This window comes from Micromonospora chalcea (assembly GCF_002926165.1).
Lineage (GTDB): Bacteria > Actinomycetota > Actinomycetes > Mycobacteriales > Micromonosporaceae > Micromonospora > Micromonospora chalcea.
Map to the genome: position 1 here is coordinate 12,900 of NZ_MAGP01000024.1, position 18,592 is coordinate 31,491.

14 protein-coding genes are annotated in these 18,592 nt (G+C 75.5%); 9 read left to right on the top strand and 5 right to left on the bottom strand.

Annotation, left to right across the window (positions count from 1 at the left end; all coding sequences use genetic code 11):
* Nucleotides 1-44: 44 nt before the first annotated feature.
* From BAW75_RS03615 to BAW75_RS03630, 4 genes are all read right to left on the bottom strand, one after another.
* On the bottom strand, nt 45-545 hold the full coding sequence (locus tag BAW75_RS03615; RefSeq protein WP_104112619.1) for a hemerythrin domain-containing protein: 501 nt from the start codon (nt 543-545) through the stop codon (nt 45-47).
* Between the two features lie 107 nt (nt 546-652).
* Nucleotides 653-2,137: a S8 family peptidase gene (locus tag BAW75_RS03620; RefSeq protein ID WP_104112620.1), complete on the bottom strand. Its 1,485-nt coding sequence runs from the start codon at nt 2,135-2,137 to the stop codon at nt 653-655.
* A gap of 145 nt (nt 2,138-2,282) precedes the next feature.
* Nucleotides 2,283-3,146 (bottom strand): NAD(P)H-hydrate dehydratase, encoded by an 864-nt coding sequence (locus tag BAW75_RS03625; RefSeq protein ID WP_104112621.1) that lies wholly within the window; start codon nt 3,144-3,146, stop codon nt 2,283-2,285.
* Complete coding sequence (locus BAW75_RS03630; RefSeq protein WP_104112622.1) at nt 3,130-3,861, bottom strand: histidine phosphatase family protein; 732 nt, start codon at nt 3,859-3,861, stop codon at nt 3,130-3,132. The genes BAW75_RS03625 and BAW75_RS03630 overlap by 17 nt, the downstream gene beginning before the upstream one ends.
* Nucleotides 3,862-3,996: 135 nt before the next feature.
* Here BAW75_RS03630 and BAW75_RS03635 point away from each other — a divergent pair, with 135 nt between their 5' ends.
* From BAW75_RS03635 to BAW75_RS03665, 7 genes are all read left to right on the top strand, one after another.
* A complete protein-coding gene (locus BAW75_RS03635; RefSeq protein WP_104112623.1) occupies nt 3,997-4,326 on the top strand; it encodes a hypothetical protein in 330 nt (109 codons plus the stop codon).
* Nucleotides 4,327-4,393: 67 nt separating this feature from the next.
* Entirely contained in the window at nt 4,394-8,077 is a 3,684-nt protein-coding gene (locus BAW75_RS03640; RefSeq protein ID WP_104112624.1) for a DUF4132 domain-containing protein, read from the top strand.
* The gene (locus tag BAW75_RS03645; protein ID WP_104112625.1) at nt 8,074-9,204 is read left to right on the top strand and encodes an ATP-binding protein; all 1,131 of its coding nucleotides are present in this window, start codon (nt 8,074-8,076) and stop codon (nt 9,202-9,204) included. The genes BAW75_RS03640 and BAW75_RS03645 overlap by 4 nt, the downstream gene beginning before the upstream one ends.
* Nucleotides 9,201-11,510, top strand: coding sequence for a DUF5682 family protein (locus BAW75_RS03650; RefSeq protein ID WP_104112626.1), 2,310 nt, complete (start codon nt 9,201-9,203; stop codon nt 11,508-11,510). Before BAW75_RS03645 ends, BAW75_RS03650 begins: the two co-directional genes overlap by 4 nt.
* Entirely contained in the window at nt 11,507-12,619 is a 1,113-nt protein-coding gene (locus tag BAW75_RS03655) for a VWA domain-containing protein (protein ID WP_104112627.1), read from the top strand. The genes BAW75_RS03650 and BAW75_RS03655 overlap by 4 nt, the downstream gene beginning before the upstream one ends.
* Nucleotides 12,620-12,628: 9 nt before the next feature.
* Nucleotides 12,629-14,707 (top strand): serine/threonine-protein kinase, encoded by a 2,079-nt coding sequence (locus BAW75_RS03660; protein WP_104112628.1) that lies wholly within the window; start codon nt 12,629-12,631, stop codon nt 14,705-14,707.
* Between the two features lie 34 nt (nt 14,708-14,741).
* Nucleotides 14,742-15,722, top strand: a complete 981-nt coding sequence (locus BAW75_RS03665; protein ID WP_104112629.1) for a DNA polymerase domain-containing protein — start codon at nt 14,742-14,744, stop codon at nt 15,720-15,722.
* Nucleotides 15,723-15,727: 5 nt separating this feature from the next.
* Here the strand turns inward: BAW75_RS03665 and BAW75_RS03670 are convergent, their stop codons facing one another.
* Nucleotides 15,728-16,234 carry an Lrp/AsnC family transcriptional regulator gene (locus BAW75_RS03670; RefSeq protein WP_030499924.1) on the bottom strand — a complete coding sequence of 169 codons (507 nt, stop codon included), beginning with the start codon at nt 16,232-16,234 and terminating at the stop codon, nt 15,728-15,730.
* 72 nt (nt 16,235-16,306) lie between these two features.
* Here BAW75_RS03670 and pdhA point away from each other — a divergent pair, with 72 nt between their 5' ends.
* Entirely contained in the window at nt 16,307-17,506 is a 1,200-nt protein-coding gene (pdhA, locus tag BAW75_RS03675) for a pyruvate dehydrogenase (acetyl-transferring) E1 component subunit alpha (RefSeq protein ID WP_167435518.1), read from the top strand.
* Nucleotides 17,506-18,510: an alpha-ketoacid dehydrogenase subunit beta gene (locus tag BAW75_RS03680; RefSeq protein ID WP_069088570.1), complete on the top strand. Its 1,005-nt coding sequence runs from the start codon at nt 17,506-17,508 to the stop codon at nt 18,508-18,510. Before pdhA ends, BAW75_RS03680 begins: the two co-directional genes overlap by 1 nt.
* Nucleotides 18,511-18,592 lie beyond the last annotated feature (82 nt).

The window sequence follows — 18,592 nt, forward strand, 5'->3', positions numbered from 1 at the left end:
CGCCCCTCTGCCTCGGGGCGGTCCCGCTCGCGTCGCGGCCGGTGTCAGGCGACCACGGCATCGAGGGACTTCTTCAGCGCCTTCGGCGCGGTCGGCGTCTTCGGGGCCTTCGGGCGCAGGTCGAGCATCCGCTGGCCGATCTCCTGGAGCTGGTTACGGCCGAGCGCCTCCCGGACCTTCGGGAACCACTCCTGCTCCTCCTCCTCGACGTGGTGCAGCACGTTCTCGATCAGCACCGTCGTCTTGGCGGCGAACCGCTCGTCGTCGGCGTCCATGGTGAACAGCTCGAAGCAGAGCACGTCCGCGACGTGGTGCTCCTCGTACGACTCCAGGATGTCGTCCTCGACGTCGGGCACCAGCTTGCGGACCTCCGGGTACATCACCTCGTTCTCCAGGTAGGTGTGCACCGTCAGCGCCTCGAGGATCTGCTCGACGATCTTCCCGCGCTTGCTCGCCGGTCCCTCCTCGGCCTCCTGGAAGGCCTTGAACAGGCGGCGGATCTCCTTGTGGTCCTCCTTGAGCAGGACGATCGCGTCGGTGGACACCGGTTACCTCCTATAGTCGGCTGACGCTGCCCCCCTACCCGGGGCCCGACCAGGACAAACAGACCGGGCCCGGCGCGTTCGCCGGGCCCGGTCCACGCGGGTACGGGTTACTTCACCGCGTTGTACGCGTCCACGACACCGGCGCCGTAGAACCCGTTGCGCTTCCCGCCGGAGCAGGTCGCGTCGTACGCGTTCGGGCCCGCCGGGATCAGCGGCACCGGGTTGTACACGCCCGCCGGGCAGGACTTCGCCACCGCCGTGCGCTCCAGGAACGAGGAGAGCTGGCCCGGCGTCATGCCCGGGTGCGCGGACAGCGCCAGCGCCGCGACGCCCGCGGCGTGCGGGCCGGACATCGAGGTGCCCTGCTTGTAGCCCCACCCGTTGGTACGGGTGGCGGTGTTGAAGGTGGTGGACAGGATGCCGTCGGTGGACGTCGAGCGCGCGCCCTGGGTCCGGAACCGGGTGTCGCCACCGGGTGCGGTCACGTCGATCACGCCCTGGCCGTACGAGGAGTAGTAGCTCTTGTCACCGGTCGGGCCGACGGCGGCGACGGTCACCACGCCCGGCGCCTCGGCCGGGAGGACCAGGCAGGCGTTGGTGAGGTTCGCGCGCTCCTCCGGCGTGCCGTTGTTCGGGCTGCCGGTGTCGGTGATCTTGTGGGCCAGGTCGAAGTTCGCGTTGCCGGCCGACGCCACGTGCAGCACGCCCTGCGACTGCGAGTAGCGCAGCGCCCGCTGCACGGCCTGCCACACCGGACGCTGGCGGGCGTCGTTGCGGCAGTTCAGCTGCCACGGGTCGATGTAGTAGCTGTTGTTGGTGAGCTGGAAGCCGTGCTCGGCGGCCCACATGAACCCGCAGACCGCGGCCTCCGGGAAGATGTAGCCGTCGTCGTTGACCACCTTGACGGCGGCGACCTTGACGCCCGGGGCGACGCCGGTGACGCCGACGCCGTTGACCGCGGCGGCGATGGTGCCCGCCACGTGGGTGCCGTGGTCGCTGGTGGTCGGGTTCCACGCCGGCTCGGCGGTGTCGGTGACGCCGCCGATGCAGGACGTGCTCTTGTCCTTGGCGATCTGGGTCGCCAGGTCCGGGTGGCTGCTGGAGATGCCGCTGTCCAGCACGCCCACCACGACCGACGGGCTGCCGCCGGTCACCGCGTGCGCCTGCGGGACGCGGATCATGTCCATGTCCCACTGCTGGCCGTACAGCGGCTCGGCGGTCGGGTCGCCCGCGGCGCGGACCACGTCGGCGGCCGGGACCTCGACCGTCTCGCCCTCGTCGAGGGCGGTGCCCAGACCGGCGGTGGAGGCGACCGACTCGACGCCGGCACCGGCCACGCGGGTGGCGAAGTCCGGGGCGGAGGAGCGCGCGACGAGCACGCCGATCTTGTCGTACGCGGCCACGACAGCGCCGTCGGCGGCGGCCACCCGCGCGGCGGCCTTGGCGGTGCCGTTGCCCTGCGGGGCGAGGACCAGGTACGACGTCTCCGGTCCGGCGGCCGCCACCGGCGCCGGGACGCCGATCAGGGCGAGACCGGCGCCGAGCGTCACGGCGGACGCGGCGGCGAGTGTCTTGCGACGGAGATTGTTCACACAGACTCCCAGGGGGTTGGTGCGGCCGGGCCGCTCCCTGGACGGGGGTACGGCCCGGTGGAGACGCGCAGGCTGCACGCCTCGCCGCAACAGCGCCCACCGACGGCGGGGTGTTACACGCCTCACCCCGCCGAGCTGTGGATCGTCAGACCGTGGCGATCGTGTACGGAATCTCGTCGAGCAGCTCCCGGGCGAGGAAGCCGATCCGCCCGTACCGGGGGACCAGCCGCTGCCCGCTCACCGCGTGCGCGAACGCCGCCCAGCAGGCGGCCTGCGCCGGGTCGGCGCCCCGGGAGAGCAGACCCGCGAGCAGCCCGGAGCGCACGTCGCCGCTGCCCGAGGTGCCCAGCCCGGCGTCCCCGCTCTCCTCCCGCCAGGCCCGGCCGTCCGGCGTCGCGATGTGCCCGTACAGCGAGACGGCAGCGTCGTACCGGCCGGCCAGTTCCACCGCCTCGGCGTCCAGGTCGTCGCCCGGATCGCGGCCCAGCAGGTGCTTCGCCTCGGTCAGGTTGGGAGTGAGCACCGCCTTGCGGCCGGACCCGGCCAGCAGCTCCGGCGCGTGGCTGAGCGCGCCCAGCGCGTACGCGTCGAGCACCAGCGCGGTCTCCCGGCCGGCCGCGTCCAGGACCAGGCGCAGCAGCTCCCCGGTGGTCTCGATGTCGGTCAGGCCGGGTCCGACCGCCACCACGTCGGCCTCGGCGACCAGGCCGTGGAGCAGGTCGCCCGGGTCGCCGCGGACCGCGCCGTCACCGGTCTCCGGCAGGCCGACCACGAGCGCCTCCGGCACCTGGATGCTCAGCGACGCCGCCGTCGACTCGGCCGCGGCGAGCTGGAGCACGCCGGCCCCGGCGCGCAGCGCGGCCACCCCGGCGAGCAGCACCGCGCCGGGGGTGAACCGGGAGCCGCCGACCACCAGCACGGTGCCGCGCGCCTCCTTGCCGCCGGTGGGCACCGGCAGCGCCCAGTCCCGCAGCAGCGCGGGGGTGATCACGTCAGACCGGCTCGGCATTGACCTCGTCCTCCCTGGTGGGCGTCGCCCCCTGCCGGTGCAGGTGGGCGACGTCGTTGAACACGTCCGGCACGAGCCGGCCGGTGTCGTCGGCGTGCCAGCCGGTGACCGAGCAGTTGGCGATCACGTGCTCGCGGGTCAGCGCCATCAGCTCGGCCTCGGTGAGCCCCTCCACCAGGTAGCGCAGCAGGAAGACCAGCGCGTCGTGGCCGAACAGCAGCACCCGGCCCCCCTCGTGGTCGCGGCGCAGGTCGCCGAGCAGCGCCCGCAGCCGCAGCGCCACGTCGGTCCAGGACTCGCCGCCGGGCGGGCGGTAGTAGAACTTGCCGAGCCGGGTACGCCGCCGCGCCTCCTCCGGGTAGCGCCGGTTCACGCCGTGGCCGGTGAGCCCGTCGAGGACGCCCAGCTCCCGGTCGCGCAGCCGCTCGTCGACGCTCGCCGGGATCCCGGTGCCGTGCAGCGCCAGCTCGGCCGTGCGCACCGCCCGCAGGTACGGCGACACCACCGCCACGTCCGGGCGCCGCGAGCCCGGCAGCCCGGCCAGCCACCGGCCGGTCGCCCGCGCCTGCTCCTCGCCGGTGGGCGACAGCGGCACGTCCGCGTCCCGGTGGCTGAGGTCGATCAGCTCGGCGCCGGACGTCTCGGCCGCCGTGGCCGCGACGTTCGCCGTGCTCTCGCCGTGCCGGACGATCCAGAGCGATGCCAACTCCGCCATGCGGCTCCCGGTACCCGGGCCCGACCGGGGATAACCGTGCCGGCCCGGCCCGGCGCGGGACTGCGCGGCCGTGCATCGACCCGGCACAATGTCCCACGACGCGGGACGGACGGCCCGGGTACGAGGGAGGCGCACATGGCGACTGTGGTGCGGGGGCTGCGGGAGGCGCTGGTGCTCTTCCTGATCGCGGTCCTGGTGATCGCGGCGGCGGTCGGCATCTGGGTGGCCGTCGGCGGCGGCGACTTCACGCACCGGCTCGGCGTCGCGTTCATGATTGTCGGCGCCGTGATCGGGATGACCGGTGACCTCACGTTGAGCCGCATCGGCATGCTGCCGGCCCGGTCGGCGTTCGGCCTCGCGCCGGAGCGGGAGGACGGCGGCGCCGCGCTGGTGCTCACCGGCGTCGGCATCTTCCTGTTCGTCTCGGTGCCGCTGATCGTCGTCGGGGCGCTGCTGATCACCTGAGCGGTTCTCACGCTGTCGGTGCCGCCGGTTATGGTCCCCGCACACTGCGGGCGATCAAGGAGACGGTGTGCGCAGATTCGAGTTCGTGGGCGGCGGTTCGGCCAAGTTCTGGGAGGTCGGGCAGCGCGACGCGACGGTGACGGTCCGCTATGGATCCCTCGGCTCGCAGGGCCGCACCCAGGTCAAGGAGCTGGGTTCGCCGGCCGAGGCCACCGCGCACGCCGACCGGCTGATCGCGGAGAAACTGCGCAAGGGGTACGCCGAGGCGACCGCCGCGCCCTCCGCCGGGCACACCGGCGCGCCGGCCGTCGGGCCGGCCGGACCGAGCCACGAACCGGAGGCGACCGTCGCCGATCCGGCTGGCGCTGGTTCGGCCGGCAGCGACCGGGCCGGGACGCCGTCGGCCGCGTCGCCCGCCGGCGACCTGCCGGACGAGGACGCGTTCGAGGTCCCGGCCGGCTGGCGACGGATGCTGGCCCCGCGCCGGGGCGGCGCACCGGGCCCGGCCCTGCCCAGCGCCGCGAAGGGGCGGGCCGCCGGGCGGAAGGTGCTGGACTCGGTGGCCGACCAGGTCGCCGCCATCGCCCGGGCCACCACCGACCCGGAGCTGGGTCCGGCGCTGCGCGGCTACCTCGACGGCGAGCCCGGTCCGCTGGGCGGTGCCGCGCTGGTGGCGGCGGTGGCCATGGCGCTCGGCTATCACGGGCGCGACCAGCAAGGGCTGGCCCTCGGCGACCTGCTGGTCGCCGATCTCGGTCCGGCCGGTGCGGCCGTCGCCGCGACCGAGCAGATCACCGTGGCTGCCGCCGGGTCGATGTCCCCGCTGCCGCTGAACCGCATCAGGGCGGAGAAGTCGCAGAACTACGGCCACTGGCGGCTGCGCCAGTCCGTGCTGCGCCGGGTCCGCGCCCATCTCGCGGCGGCCGGCGACGACGACTACGCCGCGGCCCGCGCCGCGCTGGTCCCGTACCGGTCCGGGCCGTTGGCGACGCGGGTGGTCACCTCGTTCCTGCTGCCGACCGAGCGGGAGTGGGTGGCCCGGGACGCCGCCGACGTGGCGCGCGACGGGGGCCCGCTGCTCGCCGAGCTGCTGCTGGGCGCGGTCGACGAGGTGGACGCGATCCACGCCCTCAGCGGGCACCTGGCGGTCTACCGGCTGATGTACGACCAGGCGCCGATCGTCACCGCCACCGCGGCGGTCGGGTCGCCGATCGCGCCGCTGCTGACCGAATGGTTCGACCACGAGCACGCCGGCGCGGACGCGCGGCAGCGGCTGGCGTCGCTGCTGGCGGCCCTGCCCGGCGACGAGCCGATGGCGGCGCTGCTCGACCGGCTGGACCGTAGGTACGTGCCGCCCGCGGTGACGGAGATGCTGCGCCGCTTCCCGGTGCGCGGCGTGCGCCTGCTGTCCGCCGCCGCCGAGGGGCGCAGCCCGGCTGCGCGGGAGGCAGCCACGTTGCTGCGCGCCCACGTGCTGGCCAACCCGGCCGCTGTCGAGGCGGCGCTGCCGACGCTGGCCCCGGCACAGCGGGAGCGGATCGAGCGGATCCACGACGACGCCTCCGCGCTGCCGGCCGCCGGGCCGGACCGGCTGCCACCGGTGCTGGTGTCCCCGCCCTGGTCGGTCCGCCGCCCACGTTCCGCCCCGCCGGTGGTGGACGGGCTGGCCCGTCCCGCCGGGTCCGCCACGGCCTGGCTGCCGGGCGAGCGGGAGCGGTGGGCCGCGGTGGTGCCCCGCTGGTCCGGCTGGTGGCGGGGTGACGACCTGACCGTGCTGGCCGCCGAGGTCGCCGCCGGGCGAGCCGGATCGTCAGCGGCGATCCACTTCTTCGTCCGGGCCACCGAGGAACTGGCCCGGCCGCTGCTGCCGGCCTGGCGGCCCACCGAGTCCTGGGGCGCCGACGAGTGGATGTCCCGCCTCGCCGGGCGCTACGAGCTGGACGCGCTGCCCACCGCGCTGCACCTGGCCCGTACCGCGCCGAAGAGTGTCGGCGAGGTGCTGCTGCCGTACGCCGACGGCGAGGTCGCCGACCTGATGGCCGACTGGCTCGACCGGCTCAAGACGGCCCGCCCGGTCGCCCGGGCCTGGCTGCGGCGGCACCCGGAGTACGCCGTGCGGGCGCTGCTGCCGGCTGCCCTGGGCGCGCCCGGCCCGCGCCGCCGGGCCGCCGAGCGGGCGCTGCGCCTGGTCGCCGCCGAACACCGCGACACGCTCCTCGGCGTGGCCCGCGAGCACGGCGAGGAGGCGCTCGCCGCCGCCACGGCGATGCTCGACGCGGACCCGCTGGCGCAGCTCCCGGCCCGGATGCCGAGCCTGCCGGCGTGGCTGGACCCGGCGGTGCTGCCGCAGGTGCTGCTGCGGGACCGTTCGGCGGCGCTGCCCGCCGAGGCGGTACGCCACCTCTGCACGATGCTCGCCATCTCCGCGCCCGGCGAGCCGTACCCGGGGGTGGAGATCGTCCGCGCGGCGTGCGACAGCGACTCCCTGGCGGAGTTCGGCTGGGCGCTGTTCGAGAGCTGGCAGGCCGCCGGCGCGCCGTCGAGGGACGGCTGGGCGTTCACCGCGCTGGGGCTGCTCGGCGACGACTCGACCGCGCGGCGGCTCGCGCCGCTGGTCCGGGCCTGGCCGGGTGAGAGCCAGCACGCCCGGGCGGTGACCGGCCTGGAGGTGCTGGCGCAGATCGGCACCGACGTGGCGCTGATGCACCTGTACGGCATCTCGCAGAAGGTGAAGTTCCGCGGCCTGCGGGAGCAGGCGGCCCGCAAGGTCACCGAGGTCGCCGACGGGCTGGGGCTGACGCCCGAGCAGCTCGGCGACCGGCTGGTGCCCGACCTCGGGCTGGACGCCGACGGCAGTCTGGTCCTCGACTACGGGCCGCGCCGGTTCACCGTCGGCTTCGACGAGCAGCTCAAGCCGTACGTGGTGGACGGCGCCGGCGCCCGCCGCAAGGACCTGCCCAAGCCCGGCGCCCGGGACGACGCCACGCTCGCGCCCGCCGCGCACAAGCGTTTCGCCGGCCTGAAGAAGGACGTGCGCACGCTCGCCGCCGATCAGATCCGCCGCTTCGAGACGGCCATGGTGACCGGGCGGCGCTGGCCGGCCACGGACTTCCGCCGCTACTTCCTGTCCCACCCGCTGCTGTGGCACGTCGTGCGCCGGCTGGTCTGGGCCACTGTGGACGACGCCGGTCAGGTGGTCACCGCGTTCCGGGTCGCCGAGGACCGCACGCTCGCCGACGCCGACGACGAGACGTACGCGCTGCCGGATGACGCCACCGTCACCATCGCGCACCCGCTGCGCCTCGGCACGGCGGTGCCGGCCTGGGCGGAGGTCTTCGCCGACTACGAGATCCTCCAGCCGTTCCCGCAGCTCGGCCGCGACGTGCACCGGCTGGACGAGGCCGAGCGCGCGGAGAAGCTGCTGCGGCGGCACGCGGGCGTCACGGTCCCGGCCGGGCGGCTGCTCAGCCTGGAGCGGCGAGGCTGGCGGCGCGGCGACCCGCAGGACGCCGGCATCCAGAGCTGGCTGGAACGCGAGGTCCCCGGCGGCGGGGCGGTGGTGATCGACCTCGACCCCGGCATCGCGGTCGGGATCGTCGACATGTTCCCCGACCAGAAGATCGAGGCGATCTGGGTCAACGACGTGCCGTACGGCGGCTGGTTCCAGCGCGACGGCAAGGTCCGCCTCGGCGACCTGGACGACGTCACCGTCTCCGAGGTGCTGCGCGACCTGGCGGAGGTGACCCGGTGACCGCGCTCGACCCGACCGCCGAGCGGGCCCAGCGGCCCCCGGCCGTCGAGCGAGCGCAGCGGCCTCCGGCCGAGGTGCGGTACGCCGACGAGCTGACCGCGCTGGCCGCGAACGACAGTGACCCGCGCCCGCCGGGCTGGCGGCTGAGCCTGCGCGCCGCGCGCCGGTTCATCCTCGGTGACCCGGCGGCCGGGATCCGGCGCAAGTTCGTCGGCGACCCGTCGCTGATCGACAGGGCGCTGGTGGCGCTGGCGACCAGCCGCGGGCTGATGCTCGTCGGCGAGCCCGGCACCGCCAAGTCGCTGCTGTCGGAGCTGCTCGCGGCCGCGGTCAGCGGCGACTCCACGCTGACCATCCAGGGCGGCGCGGCCACCACCGAGGACCAGATCCGCTACTCGTGGAACTACGCTCTGCTGGTCGCCGACGGCCCGTCGCCGCGCGCGCTGGTGCCGGCGCCGCTGCTGCGCGGCATGGCCGAGGGGCGGGTGGTCCGCTTCGAGGAGATCACCCGCTGCCCGCTGGAGGTGCAGGACTGCCTGCTCTCCCCGCTGTCGGACCGCGTGCTCGCCATTCCGGAGCTGCCCGGCGCCGACGCCATGGTGTTCGCCCGCGAGGGCTTCAACGTGATCGCCACCGCGAACACCCGGGACCGGGGCGTCAACGAGATGAGCGCCGCGCTGAAGCGGCGGTTCAACTTCGAGACCGTCTTCCCGATCCCCGACCTCGGCACCGAGCTGGAACTGGTGGAGGCCGAGGCGGGCGAGTTGCTGCGCCGCTCCGGTGTGACCGCGCCGCCCCGCCGGGACCTGCTGGAGGTGCTGGTCACCACGTTCCGGGAGCTGCGGACCGGGATCACCGAACGTGGCGACGCGATGGAGCGGCTGTCGGCGGTGATGAGCACCGCCGAGGCGGTGTCGGTGGCGCACGCGGTCGGGCTGCGCGGCTGGTTCCTGCGCGGCGAGCCCGGCGACGCCGCCGACCTGGTCGCCTGCCTGGCCGGCACCGCCGCGAAGGACGACGCGGAGGACCTGGCCCGGCTGCGTCGCTACCTGGAACAGCAGGTGTCCCGCCGCTCCGGCGCGCAGTGGCGGGCGGTGCACGACGCCCGGCACCTGCTGCCCGGGTGAGCACCGTCGAGGCGCCCGGCGGCGTCACCTTCCTCGGCGTCCGGCACCACAGCCCGGCCTGCGCCCGGCTGGTCGCGGCCACGGTGGCGCGGCTGCGCCCGGCGTACGTGCTGGTGGAGGGGCCGGCGGACCTGAACGGGCGGATGGACGAGTTGCTGGGAGACCACGAGCTGCCGATCGCCGTGTTCACCGCGCACCGCGACGGCAACCGGCGGCACGCCTCCTGGAGCCCGTTCTGCGCGTACTCGCCGGAGTGGGTGGCGCTGACCGCCGGACGTGAGGTGGGCGCGCAGCTGCGCTTCATCGACCTGCCCGCGTGGCATCCCGCGCTGTCCGGCCGCGCCAACCGGTACGCCGACGCCGACCAGCGGTACGCCGAGGCGGTACGCCGGCTCTGCGCCACCCTCGCCGTGGACAACGTGGACGCGCTCTGGGACCACCTGTTCGAGATCGGCCCGGACGACGGGCTGGCCGAGCGCCTCGACACGTACTTCGACGTGCTGCGCGGCGAGTCGGCGGCCGGGGCGGACGACACGGCCCGGGAGGCGTACATGGCCCGCTGGGTACGCGCCGCCCGCCGCCGGGCCGCCGGCCGCCCGGTGCTGGTGGTGACCGGTGGCTTCCACCGTCCCGCCCTGGTCCGGCTCACCGCCGGGGCGGGGGACGACGGACCGGAGGACGAGGACTGGCCGGAGGTGCCCGCCCCGGCTCCGGACGCGGTGGCGGGCAGCTACCTCGTGCCGTACTCGTTCCGGCGCCTCGACGCGTTCGTCGGCTACCAGTCCGGGATGCCGTCCCCGGCGTACTACCAGCGGGTCTGGGAGGACGGCCCGCGCCGGGCCGCGGAGGCGCTCACCGAGGCGGTGGCGGCCCGGCTGCGTGCCCGGCGGCAGCCCGTCTCCACCGCCGACCTGATCGCCGCCCGGACCATGGCCGGCGGCCTGGCCCGGCTGCGCGGCCACGCCCACCCGGGCCGGGTCGACGTGCTCGACGCTCTGGTGTCCGCGCTGGTCACCGACGCGCTCGACCAGCCGCTGCCGTGGGCGACCCGGGGCACCCTCGCGCCCGGCGCGCACCCGGTGGTGGTGGAGATGGTCGCAGCGCTCAGCGGCGACCAGGTCGGCCGCCTGCACCCGGACACGCCACTTCCGCCGCTCGTGCACGACGTCGACGCCGAGCTGGCACGGCACCGGATCGATCCGCAGGAGACGGTCGAGCTGGACCTGACAGTCTCCGGCGACCTGGCCCGCAGCCGCCTGCTGCACCGGCTGCGGCTGCTCGACGTACCCGGTCACAGCCGCGAGAGCGGCCCCCGGGTGGGCGCGGACGCGCTGCTCACCGAACGCTGGACGCCCGCGCCGTCGGCGGACCGGCTCGCCCGGGTGATCGAGGCCGGTGGGTACGGGCCGACCGTCACCGACGCGGTCACCGCCCGGATCGAGGAGCGGATGACGCTGCTCGGCGCCGACGTCGACGCGCTCGCCACGACGCTGTTCGACACCGCGCTGGCCGGGCTGACCGAGCACTCCACCCGCACGCTCACCGCGATCACCCGCGCCACCGGCACCGTCACCGACCTGCGGGCGCTGGGCCGGGCGCTCGCCGTCGCGCTGGCGCTGTGGCGGCACGACCGGCTCCTCGGCAGCGCCGGAACCGCACCGCTGGGCGCGCTGATCACCGCCGCCGTACGCCGGGCGCTCTGGCTCGTCGAGGGCGTACGGGCCACGGCCGCGCCGGCCGACCCGGGACGGCTGGCCGCGCTCGTCGCGGTCCGGGACGCGATCCGCCACGCCGGTCCCGCGCTCGGGCTCGACCGCGACGGCGCGCTCGCGGTGGCCGGGCGGGTCGCCGCCGACGCGGCGGCCCCGCCGGACCTGCGCGGCGCGGCGCTGGGCCTGGCCTGGTCGCTGGGCGACGTGCCGGACGCCGCCCGCGCGGTCCGGGCCGTGGCCGCGCCGGACACGCTCGGTGACTGGCTGTCCGGGTTGTTCGCGCTGGCCCGCGAGGAGGTGGTGGCGGGCGACGCCGCGCTGCTCACGGTCGTCGACGAGCTGCTGGCCGGGATGGGCGCGCACGACTTCCTGGTGGCGTTGCCCGCGCTGCGGCAGGCGTTCGGCTGGTTCCCGCCGCGGGAGCGGGCGGAGGTGGCCCGGCACGTGCAGGCGCTGCACGGCGGCGACGCGCCGCCCGGTGGCCTGCTGCGGCTGGACGCCGACCCGCTGCTGGTGGCCGCCGCCCGCGCGGTGGAGGAGCGGGTCGACGCGGTGCTGGCCCGGGAAGGGCTGTGGGAGGGGGAGCGGGCGTGACGGACCCGATGCGGGAACGCTGGCGGCTGGTGCTCGGCGACGCCGCGCAGGACAGCCTGGGCGGTCTGTCGGCGGAGGCGGCCGGCCGGGACGCGGCGCTGGACTGGCTCTACGGCCGCGACGCCGACCTCGGCCGCCGCGACGTGCGGCGCGGCGGGTCCGGCCCGTCCGCGCTGACCACTGTGGACTGGCTGGACGGGATCACCCGGCTGTTCCCGAAGGAGACGGTGCAGCGGCTGGAACGCGACGCGGTCGAGCGGTACGGCATCCACGAGGTCGTCACCGACCCGGCGGTGCTGGCCCGGGTCGAGCCGAACCCGGCGCTGCTGCGCGCGGTGCTGCGCACCAAGCACCTGATGGACCCGGAGGTGCTGCGCCTGGCCCGCAAGCTGGTCGAGGCGGTGGTGCGGCAACGGGTCGAGCGGCTGGCCGCCGAGGTACGGCAGTCGTTCTCCGGGCCCCGGGCGCGACGACCCAGCCGGTTCCGGCAGGCCCGCAACTTCGACGTCCGGCGCACCATCCGGGCGAACCTGGCGCACTGGCGGCCGGACGAGCGCCGGCTGCACGTACGGCAGCCGCACTTCTTCTCCCGTACCCGCCGCCACCTGGACCGCTGGCAGGTGATCCTGCTGGTGGACCAGTCCGGTTCGATGCTCGGCTCGGTGATCCACGCCGCGGTGACCGCCGCCTGCCTGTGGGGGCTGCCGGGCGTGCGCACCCACCTGGTCGCGTTCGACACCGACGTGGTCGACCTGACCTCCGACGTGGACGACCCGGTGGAGCTGCTGATGAAGGTGCAGCTCGGCGGCGGCACCGACATCGCCCGCGCGGTCGCGTACGGCGCGCAGCTCGTGGAGAACCCGCGCCGGGCCATCGTCGCGCTGGTGTCCGACTTCTACGAGGGCGGGAACGCCGGACGTCTGGTCCGGTCGGTGCAGCAGCTGGTGGAGCAGGGCACGCACGTGCTGGCGCTCGCCGCGCTGGACGAGGAGGCCGACCCGGCGTACGACCGGGCCACCGCGCAGCGGCTGGCCGACGTGGGCGCCGCGGTGGGCGCGATGACGCCGGGCGAGCTGGCCGCGTTCGTGGCCGAGCACGTGGGCCGGTAGGGGGACCGGATGACCCGTGACGACCTGATCGCGCTCACCCCGGACGTGCTGGCCGCGCTGAGCAACAGGGGCCTGTTGAAGCGCGCCACGAAGGAGGTCGACGCCGGTGAGCGGCCGATGCTCACCGAGGACACCGACGGCGCGGTGCGCGCCGCGTACCCGGACGGGGTGACGGTGACGCTGCCCGTGCGCGGCGGCCTCGCGGCCGGGATCTGCTCCTGCCCGGCGCCCGGCGTGTGCCGGCACCTGCTCACCGTCGTGCTGACCTACCAGCGCACGCACGCCGACGCCCCCGGCCGCGAGGTCGCGCCGGACCAGCCCGCGGCGTCGGACCGGCAGGCCGTGCCGGGCCACGACGCCGCGTCGAGCCACGACGCCGAGCCGGGCCACGACGTCACGCCGGGCCTGGACGACGCCGGCTCCGGCGGCGAGCCGTGGCGGTGGTCGCCGGGCGACGTCACCGACGAGGAACTGGCCGCCGCGATCGGCGCCCCGGCGCTCGCCGCCGCGAAGCGACGGCTGCGCCGCGGCTACACCGCCGTGGTCCACCGGCCGGACGCCGCCGACCCGGTCCCGCGCGTGGAGCTGCCTACCGGCACGGTCCGGTTCCTCGTGCCCCGCCAGATCGGGTACGCGCGCGGCGACGCCGCCGACGACGGCGGAGAGTCGATCGCGCTCGCCGTGTGGGCGTGCCGGGCGGCCGACCGGGAACACCCGGACCGTCCCGAGGCGCAGGTACGCGTCGGCGGACCGGCCACCGTGACGGATCACCCGGCGCTGGACGCGGCGGTGGCGCTGGCCGCCGACGTGCTGCTGACCGGCGTCGCGCACCTGGGCTCCGGCGTGGACGCCCGGCTCGCGGCGGCCCGGCGGGACCTCGACGCGGCCGGTCTGCGCTGGCCGCTGCTGGCGGTGGAGGACCTGGCCGGGCAACTGGAGGCGTACGCCGCGCGCGGCGCCCGGTACCGGCCGGAGACCCTCGCCGACCTGCTCGCCGAGCTGCCCGCGCGGCGGCGCGCGGTGGTCAACGCCGGGGCCACCCCGCCGGAGCGGGTACTCGGCACCCACGAGCCGGCGGAGACGCCGCTGCGGCGGGTACGGCTGACCGGCCTCGGCGCCCGGGTCCGGTCCAGCGGCGGCGAGGTGGGCGTGGACGTGGTGCTCGCCCACCCGGCCGCCGTCTCGGTGCTGGTGCTGCGCCGCGCCTACCCGGTCACCGGCGACGACCCGCCCACCGGGCGCGAGCTGGCCGGGCGGCGGATCACCGGCGCCACGCTCGGCGCGCTCGCCGGCGGCAACGTGGTCTCCGAGTCGGCGGTGCGCAGCGCCGCGCACCAGCTCCGGTTCGCCGCCGGCCGGCTGGCCCGCACCACTGTCACGCCCGGCGCGGGAGACTGGTCCGGCCTGCCGCCGGGCCTGCTCGCCCGCGACCCGGACGCGCTCGCCGCCGAGCTGGCCGGACGGCCACCCCGGCTGCTCCGCCCCCGGACCGCCGCCGAGTCGGTGCGGGTGCTCGCGCTCGGCGAGGTCCGCGCCATCGGGTACGCGGCCGGCGAACAGCGCCTGCACGCCACGGTGACCGGGGTCGACGGCGGCACGGCGACCGTCACCGCCACTCACCACGCCGCCGCCCCGGGTGCACTCGACGCGCTCGCGGCGGCACTGGACGGCACACACGGGCCGCCGCGCTACGTCAGCGGGACAGTCCGCCGGGGCGCCGACGGACTCGTCGTCGAGCCGCTGGCGGTGGTCGCCGACACTGTGGTCGTACCCGATCTGGCGCCTGGGGTGGGTGACGGGCGGCTGGCCGGCGCGGTCGACGCCCGGCCCGACCCGGTCGCCGCGGCGCTGGGTGCGGCGGCGGCGCTGCTCGCGCAGGCCGCGCACACCGGCCTGCGGCACCTGCCGGCCGCCTTCCCGGAGCGGTTGCGCGCGACGGCGGCCGGGCTCGCCGCGGTCGGCCTGGACCGCTGCGGCGCGACAGTGGCCGGCCTGGCCGGCGCGCTCGGCGCCGACCCCGGCGAACCGGCGGTACGGGCCTGGGTGGACGCCTGGATCCGGCTGTCGGTCACCGGGGAGTCCCGGTGAGCCGGTCCCCACGGCCGGGCCGGATCGCTACGGTGTGACGGTGGCGACCACGGCGGCGCAGGAGATCCAGGTGGGGGAGCGGCTGGTCCGCGTCTCCAGCCCCGACAAGCCCTACTTCCCGGAGCGCGGGCTGACCAAGCTGGACGTGGTCAACTACTTCCTGTCCGTCGGCGACGGCATCCTGCGCGCGCTGCGGGACCGGCCGACCATGCTGGAACGCTGGCCGCGCGGCGTGTTCGAGGGCGCAAAGGTGGCCACCCGGCAGACCAACAAGGGCGACGCGTTCTACCAGAAGCGGCTCCCGGCCGGCGCGCCCGACTGGGTGCGCACCGCGCACATCACGTTCCCCAGCGGCCGTACCGCCGACGAGGTGGCGCCGAGCGAGCTGGCCGTGGTGATCTGGGCGGCCAACCTGGGCACGCTGCGGTTCCACCCGTGGCCGGTGTCGAAGGGCGACGTGGAACGCCCCGACCAGTTGCGCATCGACCTCGACCCGATGCCGGGTGTCGACTTCGCGCAGGTGGTGCCGGTGGCGCACGAGGTACGCGCGTTCCTGGCCGAGCTGGGCCTGGAGGGCTTCCCGAAGACCACCGGCGGACGCGGCATCCACGTCTACGTCTCGATCGAGCCGCGCTGGAGCTTCGGCGAGTGCCGGCGTGCGGTGCTCGCGCTCGGCCTGGAGATGCAGCGACGCCTGCCCGACCTGGTCACCACCACCTGGTGGCGCGACCAGCGGGACCGGCCGGTGTTCGTCGACTACAACCAGATGGCCCGCGACCACACCATGACCTCGGCGTACTCGATCCGGCCGACACCCGCGGCGCTGGTCTCGGCGCCGCTGGACTGGTCCGAGCTGGACGACGCCCGCCCGGAGGACTTCGACGTGCTCAGCATGCCCGACCGGTTCGCCGACCGCGGCGACCCGCACGCCGGGCTGGACGGGCGGCGGTACTCGCTGGAACCCCTGCTGGAGCGGGCCGACGCCGAAGGGCTGGAGTCGCCGCCGGAACGCTGAGGCGGTCAGTCCCAGGGGCTCTGCGTGCCGTCGAACTCCTCGAACACCAGCCAGGTACGTGTGGACAGCACCCCGGCGATGCTCTGCACCCGGTCCAGCACCACGTCCCGCAACGTCGCGTTGTCCGGCGCCCGGACCAGCGCGAGGACGTCGTGCTCGCCGCTGAGCAGCGCCGCGTGCTCGATGTAGCGCACCCGGGCCAGCTCGGCGGAGACCTCCCGCCAGGTGTTCTGCTCGATGGTCAGCGCGATGTACGCCGACGTGCCCAGCCCGGCCGGCTCCGGCGCGACCCGCGCGGTGAACCCGGTCAGCACCCCGTCGCGCAGCAGCCGCTCCACCCGGGCGTACGCGTTGGTACGCGAGACGTGCACCCGTTCGGCCAGCGTACGGATGGACGTGCGGGCGTCACGGACCAGCTCGCGCAGGATCCGCCGATCCACCTCGTCGAGCGGCCCGGCCGAACGTCCCGTTCCGCCCGCCGCGCCCGGTGTGGTGCCGGTCTCCTGGCTCACCGCAGCCGCCCTCCCGTGCCATTCGTCCCGCGTTCATCCCGCATGTTGAGTCAATCATCCACGACCGGGAGCATAGGGCCACCACACGTCCAGGAGGTCCCCGCCGTGACGACCACACCCCAGGCGGTCCGCAGGGCATCCCCGCGCACCCGCCGGAAGACCACCCCGGCCGCACCCGACCCGTCGGCCGGCTTCATGCCGCAGCGGGAGCCGGTCCGGCTGCTCGAACCCGACGGGACCCCGCTGCCGGCCCGCGACGACTACCCGGAGCCGCCGGTGGAGACGCTGCGCGAGATGTACCGGCGGATGGTCGTCGGCCGCCGCTTCGACGTGCAGGCCACCGCGCTCACCAAGCAGGGCCGCCTCGCCGTCTACCCGTCCGCGCGCGGCCAGGAGGCGTGCCAGATCGGCGGCGTGCTCGCGCTGCGCGAGGACGACTGGGTGTTCCCCACGTACCGCGAGTCGATGGCGCTGACCGCGCGCGGCCTCGACCCGGTCGAGGTGCTCACGCTGCTGCGCGGCGACTGGCACTGCGGGTACGACCCGGCCGCCACCCGCACCGCGCCGCAGTGCACCCCGCTCGCCACCCAGTGCGTGCACGCCGCCGGGCTGGCCTACGGCGAGTCGTACCAGGGCCGCGACACCGTGGCACTGGCGTTCATCGGCGACGGCGCCACCAGCGAGGGCGACTTCCACGAGGGCATCAACTTCGCCGCCGTGTTCAAGGCGCCCGTCGTCTACCTGGTGCAGAACAACAAGTACGCGATCAGCGTGCCGCTGTCCCGGCAGACCGCCGCGCCGAGCCTCGCGTACAAGGGCGTCGGCTACGGCGTACCCAGCGAGCAGGTCGACGGCAACGACCCGGTCGCCGTGCTCGCGGTGCTGGAGCGCGCCGTCGCGCACGCCCGCGCCGGCAAGGGCCCCTACCTGGTCGAGGCGCACACCTACCGGATGGAACCGCACACCAACGCCGACGACCAGACCCGCTACCGCGACGCCGACGAGGTCGAGGCGTGGCGCGACCGCGACCCGATCGCCCGGCTCGAGGCGTACCTGCGGGCCAAGGGCGTCCTCGACGACGCCGCCGTCGCGGCGATCGCCGAGGTGGCCGAGGAGTACGCCGCGGCGCTGCGCCGCCGGATGGACGACCAGCCGACAGTGGACCCGCTGAGCCTGTTCGACCACGTGTACGCCGAGCCGACGCCGCAACTGGTCGAGCAGCGCGAGATGGTCCGGGCCGAGCTGGCCGCCGACGCGGAGGGGGATGCCTGATGGCCACCATGACCATGGCGAAGGCGCTCAACGCGGCGCTCGCCGACGCGATGCTCGACGACGAGCGGGTGGTCGTCTTCGGTGAGGACGTCGGCCAGCTCGGCGGCGTCTTCCGGATCACCGACGGGCTGCAGGCCCGGTTCGGCGACAAGCGCTGCTTCGACACCCCGCTCGCCGAGGCCGGCATCGTCGGGTTCGCGGTCGGCCTGGCCATGTCCGGCCTGCGGCCGGTGGTCGAGATGCAGTTCGACGCGTTCGCGTACCCGGCGTTCGAGCAGATCGCCTCGCACGTGGCGAAGCTGCGCAACCGCACCCGCGGCGCGTTGAGCGTGCCGATCGTCATCCGCGTGCCGTACGCCGGTGGCATCGGCGGCGTGGAGCACCACTGCGACTCGTCCGAGGCGTACTACGCGCACACGCCCGGCCTGAAGGTGGTCACGCCCGCGACCGTGGACGACGCGTACTCGCTGCTGCGCGCCGCCATCGACGACCCCGACCCGGTGGTGTTCCTGGAGCCCAAGAAGCTCTATTTCACCAGCGCCGAGGCGGAGCTGCCGGCCCGTACCGCGCCGATCGGCAGCGCCGTGGTGCGCCGCCCCGGCACCGACGCGACGCTTATCGCGTACGGGCCGGCGGTGCCTGTGGCGCTGGCCGCCGCCGAGGCCGCCCGCGAGGAGGGCTGGGACCTGGAGGTGGTCGACGTGCGCAGCATCGTGCCGTTCGACGACGCCACGGTCACCGCCTCGGTACGCCGTACCGGCCGGTGCGTGGTGATCCAGGAGGCGCAGGGCTTCGCCGGTGTCGGCGCGGAGATCGCCGCGCGGGTGCAGGAGCGCTGCTTCCATGCGCTGCACGCGCCGGTGCTGCGGGTGTCCGGGCTGGACATCCCGTACCCGGCGCCGATGCTGGAGCACACCCACCTGCCCTCGGTCGACCGGGTGCTGGACACCGTGGCCCGCCTGCAGTGGGACGACCAGCCCGACACGAGGTGGGTGGCGGCATGACCGAACGCACCGAGCGGAGCGAGGGCCGTGAGGGCATGCCCGGCCGGAACGGCATGACCGAACGCACCGAGCGGAGCGAGGG

Excerpts from the sequence above, each read along its gene's own strand:
- BAW75_RS03630 (WP_104112622.1), bottom strand. The coding sequence starts at position 3,861 with ATGGCGGAGTTGGCATCGCTCTGGATCGTCCGGCACGGCGAGAGCACG.
- BAW75_RS03680 (WP_069088570.1), top strand. The coding sequence starts at position 17,506 with ATGGCCACCATGACCATGGCGAAGGCGCTCAACGCGGCGCTCGCCGAC.
- BAW75_RS03635 (WP_104112623.1), top strand. The coding sequence starts at position 3,997 with ATGGCGACTGTGGTGCGGGGGCTGCGGGAGGCGCTGGTGCTCTTCCTG.
- BAW75_RS03625 (WP_104112621.1), bottom strand. The coding sequence starts at position 3,146 with ATGCCGAGCCGGTCTGACGTGATCACCCCCGCGCTGCTGCGGGACTGG.
- BAW75_RS03660 (WP_104112628.1), top strand. The coding sequence starts at position 12,629 with ATGACCCGTGACGACCTGATCGCGCTCACCCCGGACGTGCTGGCCGCG.